General features: G+C 63.0%; 15 protein-coding genes. 7 read left to right on the top strand and 8 right to left on the bottom strand.

Annotated features, from left to right (window positions below):
- Window positions 1-19: 19 nt before the first annotated feature.
- Window positions 20-1,042 carry a phosphoribosyltransferase family protein gene (locus LB524_RS05335; RefSeq protein WP_318012216.1) on the top strand — a complete coding sequence of 341 codons (1,023 nt, stop codon included), beginning with the start codon at window positions 20-22 and terminating at the stop codon, window positions 1,040-1,042.
- Window positions 1,043-1,069: 27 nt separating this feature from the next.
- Here LB524_RS05335 and LB524_RS05330 read toward each other — a convergent pair whose 3' ends face one another.
- From LB524_RS05330 to LB524_RS05295, 8 genes are all read right to left on the bottom strand, one after another.
- A complete protein-coding gene (locus LB524_RS05330; protein ID WP_140791609.1) occupies window positions 1,070-2,149 on the bottom strand; it encodes a glycosyltransferase in 1,080 nt (359 codons plus the stop codon).
- Window positions 2,150-2,216: 67 nt separating this feature from the next.
- A complete protein-coding gene (locus tag LB524_RS05325; protein WP_015314218.1) occupies window positions 2,217-2,666 on the bottom strand; it encodes a hypothetical protein in 450 nt (149 codons plus the stop codon).
- An 18-nt stretch (window positions 2,667-2,684) separates the two neighbouring features.
- Window positions 2,685-4,127, bottom strand: a complete 1,443-nt coding sequence (locus LB524_RS05320; protein WP_224524203.1) for a GMC oxidoreductase — start codon at window positions 4,125-4,127, stop codon at window positions 2,685-2,687.
- 65 nt (window positions 4,128-4,192) lie between these two features.
- Window positions 4,193-5,524, bottom strand: coding sequence for a UDP-glucose dehydrogenase family protein (locus LB524_RS05315; RefSeq protein WP_015314220.1), 1,332 nt, complete (start codon window positions 5,522-5,524; stop codon window positions 4,193-4,195).
- A gap of 50 nt (window positions 5,525-5,574) precedes the next feature.
- Window positions 5,575-6,441, bottom strand: coding sequence for a family 16 glycosylhydrolase (locus tag LB524_RS05310; protein WP_140714430.1), 867 nt, complete (start codon window positions 6,439-6,441; stop codon window positions 5,575-5,577).
- A gap of 143 nt (window positions 6,442-6,584) precedes the next feature.
- Window positions 6,585-6,983, bottom strand: coding sequence for a hypothetical protein (locus LB524_RS05305; RefSeq protein WP_140660027.1), 399 nt, complete (start codon window positions 6,981-6,983; stop codon window positions 6,585-6,587).
- A gap of 291 nt (window positions 6,984-7,274) precedes the next feature.
- Window positions 7,275-8,297 carry a glycosyltransferase family 2 protein gene (locus tag LB524_RS05300; RefSeq protein WP_015314223.1) on the bottom strand — a complete coding sequence of 341 codons (1,023 nt, stop codon included), beginning with the start codon at window positions 8,295-8,297 and terminating at the stop codon, window positions 7,275-7,277.
- Between the two features lie 64 nt (window positions 8,298-8,361).
- Window positions 8,362-9,492, bottom strand: a complete 1,131-nt coding sequence (locus LB524_RS05295; protein WP_015314224.1) for a nucleotidyltransferase family protein — start codon at window positions 9,490-9,492, stop codon at window positions 8,362-8,364.
- Between the two features lie 506 nt (window positions 9,493-9,998).
- Here LB524_RS05295 and LB524_RS05290 point away from each other — a divergent pair.
- From LB524_RS05290 to LB524_RS05265, 6 genes are all read left to right on the top strand, one after another.
- A complete protein-coding gene (locus LB524_RS05290) occupies window positions 9,999-10,151 on the top strand; it encodes a lasso peptide (protein WP_015314225.1) in 153 nt (50 codons plus the stop codon).
- Between the two features lie 135 nt (window positions 10,152-10,286).
- On the top strand, window positions 10,287-10,586 hold the full coding sequence (locus LB524_RS05285) for a PqqD family protein (RefSeq protein WP_015314226.1): 300 nt from the start codon (window positions 10,287-10,289) through the stop codon (window positions 10,584-10,586).
- A 109-nt stretch (window positions 10,587-10,695) separates the two neighbouring features.
- A complete protein-coding gene (locus LB524_RS05280) occupies window positions 10,696-11,088 on the top strand; it encodes a lasso peptide biosynthesis B2 protein (RefSeq protein ID WP_224524201.1) in 393 nt (130 codons plus the stop codon).
- Window positions 11,085-13,007, top strand: a complete 1,923-nt coding sequence (locus LB524_RS05275) for a lasso peptide isopeptide bond-forming cyclase (protein ID WP_224524200.1) — start codon at window positions 11,085-11,087, stop codon at window positions 13,005-13,007. The genes LB524_RS05280 and LB524_RS05275 overlap by 4 nt, the downstream gene beginning before the upstream one ends.
- Window positions 13,004-13,981, top strand: coding sequence for a serine kinase (locus LB524_RS05270; protein ID WP_224524199.1), 978 nt, complete (start codon window positions 13,004-13,006; stop codon window positions 13,979-13,981). The genes LB524_RS05275 and LB524_RS05270 overlap by 4 nt, the downstream gene beginning before the upstream one ends.
- A complete protein-coding gene (locus LB524_RS05265) occupies window positions 13,974-15,818 on the top strand; it encodes an ABC transporter ATP-binding protein (RefSeq protein ID WP_140614942.1) in 1,845 nt (614 codons plus the stop codon). Before LB524_RS05270 ends, LB524_RS05265 begins: the two co-directional genes overlap by 8 nt.
- Window positions 15,819-15,831 lie beyond the last annotated feature (13 nt).

Here is a 15,831-nt window from a genome sequence, read left to right as displayed (position 1 = left end):
CAAGCATCAGGCCTGATCCATGCACTACCGATCGATCTCCGACATGAACGACGCCATCGTGAGCAACCTTCACCGGCTGCCACGCGACATCGACCTGGTGGTCGGCGTTCCCAGAAGCGGTGTGCTGGCGGCGACGCTGGTCAGTCTTGCCGCCAACATTCCGATGACCGACCTGGACTCCTTCCTCGAAGGCAGGGTCTATACGTCAGGCATCACCAAGTGCCGCGCGGCCCTTGACCGCAAGGTCTCGGACATGCGCAAGGTGCTGGTGATCGACGACAGCGTCGCCGGCGGCAATGCCATGCGCGACGCCCGTGCCCGCATCAAGGGCGCCGGTATCGAGGCTGACTACACCTTTGCCGCCGTCTTCGGCCTGGAGCCGGAGCACCAGGAGACCGATCTGGTGTTCGAGGTCGTGCCGCATCCGCGCATGTTCCAGTGGAACTTCATGCATCACAAATTCCTGGCGCAATGCTGTGTCGACATTGACGGGGTGCTGTGTCTCGATCCGACCGAGGCCGAGAACGACGACGGGCCGGCCTATGAAAAATTCCTCAGCGAGGCGCGGCCGCTTCATGCCGTGACCCACAAGATCGGCTGGCTGGTCACCAGCCGGCTCGAGAAATACCGTGCGTTGACGGAGGCGTGGCTGGCCAAGCACGAGATCAAGTACGACAAGCTGATCATGCTCGATCTGCCGAGCAAGGCGGAGCGCCAGCGGCTTGGCGCGCATGGCAGTTTCAAGGCCGATTTCTATCGCAAATCCGACGCCATCCTGTTCATCGAAAGCGAACATGCCCAGGCGCTGAGGATTGCCAAACTGTCGGGGAAACCGGTCCTGTGCGTCGAAACGCACATGGTCAGTTTTCCCGATGCGCTGTCGCTGCCAGCACTTGGCCAGGCCGCGCGAAACCTGCCGGCGAGGCTGCGCCAGGTCAACTCGCAGGAGGGCCGCAAGAGCGCCGCCAAGACCATTGCCCGCGCCCTGCTCGGTGCACGCGGCTATGAAACGCTGAAGAACAGGGTCAAGCGCCCAGCCTGATACAAAACCGATCGGGTCGCTGCTTGGCTACGCGGCCTGGCGTGCGCGCTGCTGCACCGCCCTGTCCAGTATCGAGAAGAAGGTGACGAACTGACGGTCGGGGTCGAGTTCCGGCCGGCCGGCGAAGCCGCGCGCGAGGGCCGAGACCCGCTGATATTCCTTGTTGTCGTTCCACAAGAGCCTGACGGCCGCGACCCAGTCGGCGAGCGGGGCATCATAGTCGAGCACCGTGCCGCCAGGGCCGACCGCTTCCGGCAAGCCACCGCGGCGAGAACCGACGACCGGAATGCCGCTGCAATGAGCTTCCGAGGCAACCCGCCCCCAGGCCTCCTCCCATTTGCTGGGCGCCAGCAGGATCCGGGTGCGGCCATAGACCGTCTTCATGTCACTGGTGCGGTTCTCCAGCGTGACATTGCCGAGCGGCGTGATCGTCTGTTCGATGCGTGCCCGGTGATCGTCCGCCAGCTTCCAGCTTTCGACGAACAGGAACGGGATTTCGGGGCACGCGGCGGCGATCCGCACCGCAAGCTCGAAGCCCTTTTCCTCATAAGGGTTGATCAGGGTGACGAACTGGCCTGAAGTCGGCGTGCTGTAGTGGGCCGGATTGATGGTCGGAGGGATCACCGCCGCCTCGATGCCGAACTCCCTGGCGTAGGTACGCGCAGTGAATTCGGAATTGGCGATGTAGAGCGCCGAGCGCAGGTCGCGCAGGTCGCCCCCAAGCTCGTGAAACTCGACGTTGCGGAGGTAGACGACCAGCGGCACGCCTTTGGCCTGCAACGCCTTGCCGAGTGGAACCGACTTGTGACACTGAACCACCGCCACATCCGGCTTGACCCTGTTGACGGCGAAGGCCGCCGCCTCCCACGGAAACCACGCCCGAATCACTGGGTAGCCGGGAAAACTGTCGACGACCGCCGGCTGGCGCAAAAGCTTCATCTTGGCACGCGCCTTGAAGCCGAAGACACCATCGCCAAACAGCGCGGCGAGCACCGCAGCCTCATGCCCATGCTCGATCAACTGCTCGGCCAGATGATGAGTGCTCGACTGGACGCCGCCGCTGAACTCCGGTGGGTAGCCATTGCCGCCTGCAAAGAGAACTTTCATGGTCCTGGCTCCTCGTCTATCGCGTTTCAATGCCCACGGCCGATGAACGGCAGCGTCAAGTGCAGCCTCACGCAGTCTTTGGCGGATCAAGCGTCGCGAACGGATTTGTGCATGGCTGCCATCCGGTGAACCGGATGGGATCACTAGGCGAACTGCGCGAGGCGTAGTCCGTCAACATGTGAAATTCGGCCACGACCCAGCGGTCGAAATGCCGGAGGTCGCGCTGCTTCCGCTTGGGCAACAACTTGCGTGCCTGGCCGAGCTTCGCCGTCTCGAGCAAAGTGACGGCGTCGCCCAGTTTTTCGCTGGGAAACAGCCACGGATTGCGGTTGCGGAACTCCAGCACGAACTGCTGCAGGTGCTCGATGCGCATGTTCAACCCGCCGAGGTATTTTTCGAGCGTGACGCGAACCAGGTCCTCGTCCGAAAACGAAGACACCGCCGCGAAGGCCACACCAGTCGATGCAACTCCACCAGCCATGATGGCCAAGACCGAGCGCCGTGAGATTTCCATCATCGGTTACCTCCTTCCCCCTCACGCCATCCGGCTCGCCGCGCGCAGGGACAAAGCTGCCGCGGTCAGGCTCGGGTTGGCGCAGGAGCAGCTTGGATAGGTGCTGGTGCCGACGACGACTAGGTTTCTCAGCCGGTGATGGATCATGTTGCTGTCGATCACCGAATCGGCCGGGCCGGCGCCCATCCGCAACGTGCCCTGGACATGCGATTCCGTTGGGCGGATGCCGCGGTCGAAGAGCCGTTCGACAGGCAACGGGGCAAGCAGTCCGGGCAATTTGTCCAGCGCCCGGGCCATGCCTTTGACGGCATAGTCCGACGGCGCCTTGAAGGAGACGAAGGCGTTGTCATCCTCGTCGAGGGTGACGAAATTCTCGTGATCGAGCAGGTTCTCGGTGACCACGACCAGCGGCAGCGCCTGGCGCAGCCGGCCCTTCTCTGCGCGCATCCCGTGCTGCCAGCGGTTCTCGAAATAAACGAGGGCCGCCGCGTGCTCGGACCGGTGCGGACCGTCATAGAGGCCGAAATTCAGGCCGGTGGTGATGGTGCTGCCGTCGAAATTGTCGACGCCGTCGAGATAGACCTCGAAATTCCAGCCATAGGATTCATGCAGGCCGCGCCCGACGAATTCATCGCCCAGGCCCGAGCGCAGCATGATCGCCGCGCTCTGGATGGCATTGGCGCCGAGAACGAAGAGGTCGCCGCTGACCTGATATTCCCTGCCCTCATGCACGAAGGCGACCGAACGGACCGTGCCGCCGACATGGTCGAGCCGCCGCACTTCGGAGCCGAGGCAGACCGAAACGTCGGGATGCTCGAAGACATGCATCAGGCCGTTATTGGCGGTGAACTTGGCATCGACCGGGCACAGCCAGCAGCGCAGATTGGCGCAGCAGGAGCTGCGTTGCGCGGTCGGCACGCGCGCCCGTGCGGTCGGCATGACGAAATGCTGGTCGGGCTGGGCCGCCTTCATCATCCTGTCCGGCGTCGACATGCGATGCGGTGGCTGCGGAAAGGGCTTCGAGCGCGGCAGCATCGCCGCCATGTCGGGATCGCCGGAGATCGACATGATGTCTTCGGCGTCGCAATAGAACGGCTCGACATCGTCGTAGCTGATCGGCCAGTCGTTGCCGACGCCGTAGGTGCTTTTCAGCCTGAAATCATTGGGGTGGAATCTTGGCGTCTGCGCGAACCAGCAATTGGTCCCGCCACCCAGCCCGATCGTGTAATTCCACGGCTTGTCGGAATTGGTGCTGTAGGTCGTCTCGTCGTCTATGTCGGTGTTGACGTTCTGGTCAAGCTGCCATTCATGCGTGTTGTGGCGACCCCACTCCAGAACCAGGATGCGCGCCTTACGCCGCCTGGCGAATTCATGCAGGAAGAAAGCCGAACCGAAGCCGGAACCGATCGCGACAACATCGAAATGATCTTTGGTGACTTGCTCGGGCTTTACGTCCAGCACCATCAGCTACAATTCCTTCTACGCCGGGCGTTTGGCCCGATCCTGCTTTCGGCTCTCCGCGCCCGATCTCATGCCGCCATTCTGCCGATCGAGTGATATTCGATGCCGTGGCGCGCCACGACCTTGGGATCGTAAAGGTTGCGGCCATCGAAGATGACCGGCGTGGTCAGCGCATCCTTCAGCGCATCGAAGGACGGTGCGCGAAAACTCTTCCATTCGGTGGCGATCAGCAGCGCATCGGCGCCGCGCAGGGCCGCCTCCTTGGTGCCGCACAACAGCAGGTCGTCGCGCAGCCCGTAGATGGCCTGGCATTCCTGCATGGCCTCGGGATCATAGGCCTGCACGGCCGCGCCGGCGTTCCAGAGCGCCTCCATCAGCACGCGCGCGGGCGCCTCGCGCATGTCGTCGGTGTTGGGCTTGAAGGCCAGGCCCCACAGCGCGAAGGTCTTGCCCTTGAGGTTGCCCTTGAAATAGCGGTGCACCTTGTCGAACAGAACGGATTTCTGGTCATTGTTGCGCTCCTCGACGGCGCGCAGCAGCTTGGCGTCATACTTGACGCCCTCGGCGGTCTTGATCAGGGCACGGACATCCTTGGGAAAGCACGAACCGCCATAGCCGAGACCCGGATAGATGAAGTGATAGCCGATGCGCGGGTCGCTGCCGATGCCCTGGCGCACTTCCTCGATGTCGGCGCCGAGTTGCTCGGCGAGATTGGCCATCTCGTTCATGAAGCTGATCTTGGTCGCCAGCATGCAATTGGCGGCGTATTTCGTGAATTCGGCGCTGCGCACGTCCATCACGATCATCTTCTCGTGGTTGCGGTTGAAGGGCGCGTAGAGTTCGCGCATCACCGCCTCGGTTTCCTCGCTCGACGTGCCGACGATGATGCGGTCGGGCTTCATGCAGTCGGCGACCGCGGAGCCCTCCTTGAGGAATTCGGGATTGGAGGCGACGTCGAAGCTCAGATCCTCGCGGCCCCGCTTCTTCAGCGTCTCGGCGATCCTGGCCTTCACCTTTTCGCAGGTGCCGACCGGCACGGTCGACTTGCCGACGACGATCTTGGCGGTATCCATCTCGCGGCCGATGGTCTCGGCGACCGCCAGCACATATTTGAGGTCGGCCGAACCATCTTCGCCGGGCGGCGTGCCTACCGCGATCATCTGGATTTCGCCGTGCCTGACGGCGGCCGCCGCATCGGTGGTGAACTTGATGCGGCCGGCGGCGTGATTCTCCCTGACGATGGTTTCAAGACCCGGCTCGAAGATCGGAACGAGGCCCTGATTGAGCCGCTCCACCTTGTTTGCGTCGATATCGACGCAAACAACCTGGTGGCCAACCTCGGCAAGCACCGCCGCCTGCACCAAGCCGACATAGCCAATTCCAAACACCGTCAAGTTCATTCGGTTTCATTCCCATCCAGGGCAGCGGACCGCTTCTCGGCCCTGCCGGTTCAATTCGTCTTTCCCAGCTCTTTTACACTACACACCAGCGATTCCGGAAACTGGCAGGGCTGACCCAGCGCGGTGAACGCGACCCGTTCGACCTGCAGCGAAAGCGTGCGGCCCGGATCCGCGAACGCTCCCATCCAGCCCTTCATGGTGTCGCTGCCCCAAAGGCTGAAGAATATCTTCTGCGCATGGCTGGGCAGCTTCGCGGGATCGGTGATGGTGTTCACCAGCTGGCCGTTGAGATACCAGCGCAGGCTATCCTTCTCCCAGACGAAGGCATAGTCGTTGAAGGCACTGTCGGTGCCGCCCGGCACGTCGACCAGCTTCTCGTTCTTGCCCTTGCCGGCGATATAGGCATTGACCTGCACCTTGGAGGTGTCCTTGGTCAGGATCTCGAAGTCGATCTCGTCCCAGGGCTGCTTGTCGGATGGGCCGATATAGGAGAAGAAAGCCGCGTTGAGGCCGGGGCCGGTGTCGGTCTTCATCCGCGCCTCATAGGTACCATAGCCGAAACGCTGCTTGGTCTGGATCTCGCCGCAGGCGAACTCGCGATCCTTGGTCTTCTGCTTCGCGAATCCGAGCGAAAGAACGCCATCGGAAAGCTTGACCAAGCCTTTCGACCAGGTGCAATTCTGATGGCTGCCGTTCGTCCAGCCGTCTGAAACGTACCAGCGCTCGCGGTCGAAATTCTTGAAATCGTCGACGAAAGAGGGCGCGGACTGGATATCCTGCGCATGAGACGGGGTTGCCGGCAGGCTGCCAAGAGCGACCAGCAGCAAAGCGACCGCCAGACCAGACCGCCGCCAGAAATGCAGGGCTGAAGGGGCGTCTATTGCTGTCGTGGACATGGTCTTTGGATCCGAATTCATGAGTGACTCACCTTTGCGCTGTGTCCCCAACCCAAAGTCGACGTTCGAACCGCTTCCAAACGGGCCAACCTTGACCTTTTCAATCACCCTCCCGACGTCCAGCCTTGCATCACCTTCGCCGTAACGGTCCCGCGCCGCCGCCTTCAATTTCGGCCGGCTCCCGCCTGCCTGGCGGGGTCGACCGCCGCCGGATCGGTGCTCGTATTCTCGTCGAAGACCACGTCCAGCGAATGACGGAGCTCGCGCATCCTACCGCCCTGGCGCGACAGCGCAGCGATGCGGCGCTCGCTGTTCAGGATCGACTGCGTCAACGCGCTGACTTCGGACGAGCGGCGATCGGAGGCGGAGCCGTTTTCCATGGCTTCGACCAGAAAGGCCGCGTTGGTCGCCTCCTTGCGGTAGCGGCTCTCCAAGCCGGTTTTCTCCGCCTCGATCTCGGCGGCGATCTGCTCGAACAGCTTCGCCAGCCGGTCCAGGCGCGCAACGTCGGTCTGCCTGTCGCGGGCCGGATCCCTTGATCTGAAGCCGAATATCGAGGCCATGAACTTAAATTCCCGTCATCGCCGGCTTCCTGGACCGGCTTTCAGGCCAGGCCACTGGCCGATCCCCGCAACCGGGGCTGAAAACTCGTAACCGCGTCGCCCAACTCCTCTGACGAAGAGAGACTTCGCACCAGTCCGATCGGGGGCCAGTTCGGATGGTCGTTTAATTTGTTGCACCGCAACATAGACTGCCATCCCCAGAGCCGCGAGGCAACCACCCAATTCGTAAACTCATAAATCCGATGGAAATGGTTGCGTGGCGGCCTCGCGGTCGGCAGGTAACACCGCGCTTTACCGTCCTTTGCCGGTACTGGTTCCAGCCATCAGGAAACGGAGCGGCGGCACGTGCTTGTTCCTGGAGACCAGGCCAACACTGCGAAACAGCGCCTCGATCTTGTCGGACGCCACGCCCTGGACGATGGGGACGAGGTTGGATTGGCTTGCGAAGGCGTAGGCCGCGGCAGAAGCCAGGCCCCGCTCGGCCTTCACGTCGAGGAAATTGCGCAGCCGGTATTTGTCGCGCACATGCCGCTCGTGCCGCCGTAGCACTGCTTTCGACCCTTCCGGCAGGCTGTCGATCGCCAGCAGCGCCAGATCGGCATCGGCCAGCCGCTTCAGATCCTGCGTCTTGTGGCGGCCGCTGAGTGAATCGGCGCGGACGATGGCGCCGTAGCCGCAGGAACGGATGACCTTGAACCGTGCCCCGTGGGCGACCGCTCGCGCGTAAAGCTCGTAGTCCTCGCCTAGCCGCAGGCTCTCGTCGTAGCGCAACCCGTGGCGGTCGAGAAAGGCACGGCTGATCACCGGCTTCAAGAAGCCGAGTTCGCCTCTTTGGACGCGGCGCCTGGAGATGTTGCCTTCCACGAATCCTTCGAAATCGAGGAATTCCGGATCGGCGGCAAAATCCGGGGCGACGATTTTGGTTGCATCGCCAGCCGCGTCATCCCTGATGAGCATGATGTTGTCGGCGGCGAAATCCCAATCGGCGCCGACAAACAGGTTGCGAAACCGGCCCTCGAGGAAGAAATCGTCGGCGTCCAGAATGCTGATGAACGGGGCTCGTGAACCGGCGATCGCCGCATTGCGGGCAAAAGAAGGGCCGCGATTGACGTCGAGGCGCATCACCGCAAGCCGGCCGCTGCCATCGTCGGCAGAGCGTGCGACCTCGGCCGTATTGTCCGTGGAACCATCGTCGACGACGACGACCTCCCCGACTTCCGGTTCGCGCAACGCGGACGCTATGGCGACGGCGATCGTTCGCGCCGCGTTTTTGGCCGCGATGATCACGCAGACTTGGGATTTCGTCATCGACATGGAATTGCCTCTTGCACAGGTTCCGATCTGCCCTCGCCCTGTACGCGTTCGATATTCGCCGCCTTCACGGGCCGGCTGGCCGTTCGAAGATGCGGCGGCTGATGTCCGCCGACGCCGCCCAACCGGCCTCGGAAAGGTAACGGACCGGAGCCCGGCCGCACAATTCCCACAACACCGTGCGTCGCTGCGGCCAGCGCAGCGACGACAGCCATGGCGCGATGACCATGTTGAGCAGGTCTTCATTGCCGATGCGCGACAGGATCGGCTTGGCCCGCTCCGACAGAAGCGTGCCGGTGCCGCCGAGCAGCACATCGGCGGAACGCAGGCCGAGCAGCAGCGTGTCCTCCAGCCCCTGGCTCACCGCCGCATCGAGCACACGCTGCTGATCGGCGTGGCCGAGACGGCTGGCGCTGGCCCTGATATCGCAGACGTAGCCGGCGCAAGGCTCCCGGTTGAACAGTGCCTTGGCGACGCTGATGCAGGCCAGCATCAGCGTGTCGGCAGCCGACGTGAACGGGACTTCGGCGCCGGTGATCTCGACCAGCCGCTTTCGCCGCAGGAACCCGTCGGCATCGCGCGGACTGGGCGAGCCGGGCTGCTGAAGCCGGTAATGAAGGTCGACAGTGGATGATTTCGACCCATTGCCACGGATCATGTGCTGTTCGCCGAGGAAGCGGACCCACCAGACCGAACGCGACTTGCCCGATACTTCGTAGCCGATCGAGCGTAACGCTTCGCGTGCCTTCAAGAACCCGGCAGGCGAAACCAGAATATCGATATCGCCCGAGGGTTTCATGAAATGATCGTCGTAAAGCAGATGCTGCTGGAACGGCCCTTTCAGGAACACAAAATCAATCCGCCTGTCGAGCAGCGCCTCGTGAATGGCGATCGAATCCATCAGGCAGGCGGCGTTCATCGACACCGTCCTCCTGCGATAAGTTTCGAGCCACTGGAACAGTTCGGCCGGCCTCTCATGCGTCGGCGTACGCGACAGCGCCTTCAAGACGAAGGTACCGACCTTGTTCAACCTGGCGATATCAGTGACGACAGCGTCGGAAAGGCCCGGCGTCCACGTTTCACCGGCCGAGGCGGCCGGCCCCGCGAAATATAACCGTAAGCAGGCCCGCACATAAGCGATCTCGTCGGCGCAGTCGGTGGCGCGCAGTCTTTCATAGGAGCTTTCCGGCAAGGCCATTGAGCGCACAGTCTCCAAAAAGCGGTTTGCGCGAAGCGTATGCTGCAGCTGCTAAGCAAAGCATCGTCAAAAACGACGGCGCCGTAAAGCCTTTCCTTTCGCAGTGCGAAATTTTGCAACCATAGCGTTTGCCAGCTTCGCGGAAGGGGATGAGATGTATGGAGAAATTCCCACCCTAGCGCAGCGCTTCAGCCGGGCCATCGATGGGATCAGCTGAAAGTTGAGTATCTTTCGGCGTTGTCCAATGGCAATGGCCAAGCATGGCTTCCTCTTGTTCATGCAAAATCAATGGTTTACGGAATCTCGTATGACGAGGGGCAATCACACCCGGCTTCATCTCGAAATAGGTGGATTTCTTACACGCGGGGTGACGTCCGCAACCCATAATTGATTAACGACCGGTAAATCAGGCTTGACTCATAAATGTTGCTGTGCAGCTATTGCGATGCAGCATGAAAGTGCTGACGGCAATCGACAGGCCGTTTCCAGTCCTTATGGAGAGTAAAATGGAACAGAATGTTGAAAAGCATGAGTACGAAACGCCAAACCTGACAGTACATGGTTCAATCGAAACCATTACCCAAGGCGGTGGTGGCAGCACGGCAATCGACGCGTCGTTTCCCGCGCACACCCCGATTGGCGACCTGACGTTCTCCTGAGACCAGCCTGATTCTGGAGGAATGACGTTGGGCCTCCGGGATCGAAGACAATGAAATGGAGCCGGGGATGAAAATCCCCGACTTTCCATTGAACCTGATGACGCGTAGACCGTGTGTTGCAAACGAGGTTTTAGGATGAACTGGAACCCATCCGAGCACGATTGCGTAAAGGCCACCAAGGACGCCGTTGCTTGCGAATTCGGCGATGGCCTCGCGCTTCTCAACCTGAAGTCCAATATCTATTACAGCCTCAACGGTGTCGGCGCCTTCATCTGGGAATTGATCCAGGAACCCAAGCCGATCGCGGACATCCGCAGCGCCGTCCTCGCTCGCTACAATGTCGACGCCGAACGCTGCAAGGCCGACGTCGACGCATTGCTGAAAGGCCTGGCGGAAAACGGGCTTGCGAGGCTTGAGCATGAGGCACTCGTCTAGGCAGGCGTCGCAGAAGGCCATGGCTGTGCGGCAAAGACCTGTGACGCAGAGAAATCCCCGGCCGATGAAGCAGCGGCCTGGCAGGCGCAGCCTGGCCAGGATCTTGTCCTTGAGCGGCTCGGAAGCGCTTTTCCTGTGCCGCTGCCTGCTGGTGGTCACGACCGTCCGGCTCGGGCTGACATTGTTCTCCTACAACCGGGTGCGTGGGATGGTGACGCGGCTCAACGCGCACCAGTGTGCCAGCATGGGCGAGTTGCGGCTCGTCGCCTGGGGGGTTGCCGCCGCAGCACGGTTCGTTCCGGGCGCCACCTGCCTGACCCAGGCGCTGTCGGGCCAATACCTCCTCGCGCGCCAGGGCAATGCGTCGAATGTCCGCATCGGCATCGAGCGCGGCACTGGCGAGCAATTGAAGGCGCATGCCTGGCTGGTCAGCGATAACCACATCGTGCTTGGCGGATCCGTCGATGGTTTCGCCCACCTGATCGACCACGGCAGCCGATGAGCGGCGTAGCCGGAATCCTGCTGCGACAAGGCCCCGCGCCGGCTGAAGCGGCGAGCGACATCCAGCAGATGCTGGCGCGCATACGCCATCGTGGTCCCGACGGAACCTCGTGGTGGCAGGACAGCGGCGTCGCGCTTGGCCATGCCTGGCTCAACACCACTGACGAAGCCGGCCCCGGCCCGCTGACCATGGCCGGCGGCAAGCTGGCCATCACCGCCGATTGCCGGCTCGATAACCGCGACGAGCTGCTCGCAAGGCTCGGCATCAGCGACAACTCAGTCGCCGATGCGGCGTTGCTGATGCGGGCCTATCTGCGCTGGGGTGAAACGTGCCCCGTGCATCTGCAAGGCGACTTCGCCTTTGCCATCTGGGATGCCGAGCGGCAGCTTTTGTTTTGCGCGCGAGACCATTTCGGGGTCAAGCCTTTCTATTACCACGCAGCGGAACGCCGCTTTGCCTTTGCCTCCGAGATCGGGCCAATGCTCGGCCTCGACGGGGTAGGTGCGCGCCTCAGCGAGCACCGGATTTCGGGCTTCCTGGCCGGGCTGCCCGATGACCCGCAGTCCACGCCCTACAGCGACATCTTCGCCCTGCCGGCGCGTCACAGCCTCACCGTCACCGCGCAACGTCTGGTGCTGCGCCGGTACTGGCAGATCGAACCATCGCAGCGAGCACCGCGGCCTGATGCCGCGGAGGAATTCGCCCATCTGTTCGCGCAATCGGTCCGCAACCGCATGCGAGGAAGCCCGTCGATCGGCGCGATGCTGAGCGGCGGCCTCGATTCATCCTCGATCACCTGCGTGGCGGGAGTGCAAAATGCGGCCGAGCGCAAGCCGAGGCTACCGACCTTCTCGCTCGTGTTCGAAAAGGGTTCCTCGATGGACGAGCGCCCATTCATCGATGCCGTGCTCGATCAGCGGAAAGCCGATCCGACGTTCATCCCGGTCGGCAATTATGCACCCTTCGCTGAATTCGAACGGGTGCTGGAGGAACAGGAAGGCACGTTCCTGGCGCCGGGCCTGACGCTGACCCGCGGGATCTATCGAACGGCCGGCGCCAAGGGCATCAAGGTGCTGCTCGACGGCCATGGCGGCGACGAGGTCGTTTCACAGGGACATGGCCATCTGCACGAGCTTGCCAATGGCGGCAGGTGGCTGGACCTTTGGCGCGAGGTCCGCAGCGCCTCCAACACCTATGGCGACAGCACGCTCGGCCTCTATTTCCAGTTCCTGACCATTTACGGGCCGGCCTGGCGCATCGCCAGGCTGAGACAGCTGGGGAACCGAGCCCTGAACAGGATGCGCAGGCCTGCCCGATCGAAGCGTGGCCGCAGCTGGCGCGACCTGATCAATCCGGACCTTGCCAGGCGAACCGAGCTCATCGACCGGTTCCATCGGGCTGGCTACATGCCGCCCGGCGTCCAAGCCAGCGACGCGCTCAGCCACCGCTGGATCCTGTCCAACGGCTATGTTCCGCACTCTTTCGAAGTTTTGGACAAGGCCGCCGCCAATTTCGGCGTCGAGCCGCGGTATCCCTTCTGGGACAAGCCGCTGGTGGAATTCTGCCTGGGGCTGCCGGGCGAGGAGAAGCTCCGTCATGGGTTTGGCCGCTACGTGCTGCGCCGGGCCATGGAAGGCATCCTGCCGGCGGCGGTACAGTGGCGGCGCGACAAGATCGATTTCACCGCCAATCTGGTCAACGGCATGGTGCGCAACCATCGCGACCTGCTGGAGCAGTTGCTGGTCGGCGATGCGGGTCGCATCGCACCCTATGTCAACCTGCCGGAAGTAAACGCCGCCTATGCGCGGCTGCTGCGCCAGCCGGACCAGGCGGCACCGCTCGATGTCCAGTATGTCTGGCGCTCGGCGTCGCTGTCGCTGTGGCTGCGGCAGGTCCAGCATGGCGGGAGCCCCGCATGATGTCTCGCCATGAGCCGTTCGCCGGCGATCTCGACCGTCTTCCCAACCGCGACAGGACAGCGGGAGAACGAAGTTACTACCGCGCCTACGGCCTGCTCATCGCGTCCGACGTGTGGCTGCCCGAACTGGAGCCGGCGGACCCGGCAACGGCCGACATCGAGATCGTCATCGGCCCGATCGATATGCCCAAGCCTTCGGCGAAGGCAGCGACCGTCTTCCGTTTCGAGCCTGGCCGGCAGTATCTGGCCTGGGAGGCCGTCGGCGCATTCCTGATCAGCGACGCCCGCCGCATCGATGTCCAGCCGGCGCCCGGCGTCGACGACGCCTTGCTTGCCTTCCCGTTGCTGGGGCCAGTGCTGGCGCTGCTGCTGCATCAGCGCGGCCTGCTGGTGCTGCATGCCAGCTCCATCGCGGTGGCCGGCAGGGGCGCCATCTTCATGGGCGACAAGGGCGCCGGCAAGTCGACGACGGCAAGCGCCCTGATCCGGGCCGGACACGACCTGCTCACCGACGACGTCGTGGCGCTCGATCTCACCAACCCGGACGAACCGATGATCGTTCCGGGATTTCCGCAGATCAAGCTTGCCGCCGACGCCGCGGCGGCGATCTCGCTTGGGCAAGCGCAAGTGCGACCGCAAGTGCATCCGGCAATCGAGAAGATGCAGCATCGCCTGCACGGCGCCTTCTCCGGCAACAGGGTGCCGGCGGCCAGGATTTACATCCTCGAGCGCGGCGAAAGGGCCAGGATCACCCTCCTGCCTCAAATCGCCGCCTTGCCAGCCATCATCAAATTCTCCTACGTGACGCGGTTTGGCCGCGCGGCGCTCTCCGGCGATTTCGCGGCGATGCATCTTCGCCATTGTTCAGCGATCGCTAACCATGTCGGCGTGTGCCGGCTGGACGTTCCGACGGGCATCGACAGGATCGGCGAGGCTGTGGCGCTGATCGAAAAGGAATTGGCTGGCGATGCCTAGGTCATCGGTCTTCAGCCTGTCGCTGTTTCGCGATGTCGCGGCATTCGGCGCCGTCATTGCCCGGATCGGCGGACGACGAACCTGGACGGCGCTGCTGTTCCTGATCCTCGGCAGCCTGACGGAAGGCGTTTCCATCCTGCTGCTGGTGCCGCTGCTGCACCTGGTCGGCCGTGCCGACCAGGATTTCGCGGTGAGGCTGCCCAATATCGAGTTTGTGCGCTGGCTGGTGCCCGGCGGAACGCTGCAGCTGACGACGGTGCTTTGCGCGCTGGTCGGGCTTGTTGCCGTGCAGGCAGCCTTCAACCGCTTCAAGTCGGTGTACATGGCAAGGCTGCTCTTCGATTTCATCAACCGCTTGCGCATGAACCTGTTCGAGAGCATCGGCAAGGCGCGCTGGGGCGTGTTCACGCGCATGCGCGGCTCCGATCTCGACCATGCCCTGACCGGCGACATAGACCGCGTCCAGGGGGCGGCTTTTGCCCTGCTGATGCTGGTGCAGATCGCCGTGCTGCTGGCGGGCTATCTGGTGATTTCCATGTTCATTTCGCCGGTCATGACGGCGTTTGCCGTCGTCATCGGCATCGTCATGTTCATAGCGCTGCAGCCATTTCGCTCGCGAGCCACCGCCTTCGGCCGGATCCTGACGACCAATCGCCAGGACCAGTACCGCACGGTCTCGGAATTTCTCGGCGGCATCAAGGTGGCCAAGAGCCTGAACGTCGAGGCCAGCTATTTCGCGCAGCTGCAGGTCACGCTCGAAAAGATGAAGGCCGACAATATCGCCTATGTCCGCAACTCTTCGATCGGCACCGCCGTGTTCCAGGTGGCGAGCGTCGTGGGCTTGAGCGTCTTCATCTATGTGGCGTTGGTCCGCTTCCACCTGTCGCTGGCCGAGATCGTCGTGCTGCTCCTGGTCTTCATGCGCATCGCGCCGCGCTTCATGGACATGCAGACGCAGGCCCAGCAGGTGCTGATCAACCTGCCCGCCTATACGGCAATGCGCAACCTGCAGGCGCGTTTCGACGCCGAACGGGAGCCTGGCCACGTCGAATCCACGGATGCCCGCAAGCTGACCCTCGATACGGGGCTGAACATTCGCGACGTCTCCTTTGTCTATGACGACGGCGCCGGCAAGGCAGTGGTGAGCGACATCACCTTCGGCCTTCCGGCCGGCAAGGTCACGGCGCTCATCGGCCCGTCCGGGTCAGGCAAGAGCACGATCGCCGACATGCTGCTCGGGCTGCTCGAGCCGACCACCGGCAAGATCCTCGTCGACGGCGTCGAGCTCGATGCCGGCAATCGCCGCCGCTGGCGCGATCAGGTGGCCTATGTGCCGCAGGACGTGTTCCTGCTGCATGACACGATCGCGGCGAACCTGCGCCTTGCCGCGCCCCAGGCCAGCGAGGACGACTTGTGGAAGGCACTGCGCGCCGCTCACGCCGGCGATTTCGTGGACCGACTGGACCTGAGGCTGAATACCGTGGTCGGCGACCGCGGCGTGCGCCTCTCGGGTGGCGAGCGCCAGCGCATCGCGCTGGCACGCGCGTTGCTGCGCAAGCCGTCACTGCTCATCCTGGACGAGGCGACAAGCGCCCTCGACTGGCAGAACCAGTCGCTTATCGCCCGGTCGATCGACGGCCTGCGCGGCGCAATGACGATCCTGACCATCGCGCACCGGCCGTCGATGATCGCCTTCGCCGACTGGGTGGTGGCGATGGAGGATGGTCGTGTGGTGGAGGTCGGGCAATATCAGCGGTTGAAGGCGAAGCCGGGGAGCCGGTTGTCCCGGATGCTGTCGGGAGAACAGTCGGAAACCGAACCCGCCGATGTGGCCTGAGGACGATGATGTC

The sequence above is a fragment of the Mesorhizobium sp. ESP6-5 genome (genome assembly GCF_020164695.1).
Taxonomy (GTDB): domain Bacteria; phylum Pseudomonadota; class Alphaproteobacteria; order Rhizobiales; family Rhizobiaceae; genus Mesorhizobium; species Mesorhizobium australicum.
This window is presented reverse-complemented; position numbering and strand designations above follow the sequence as displayed.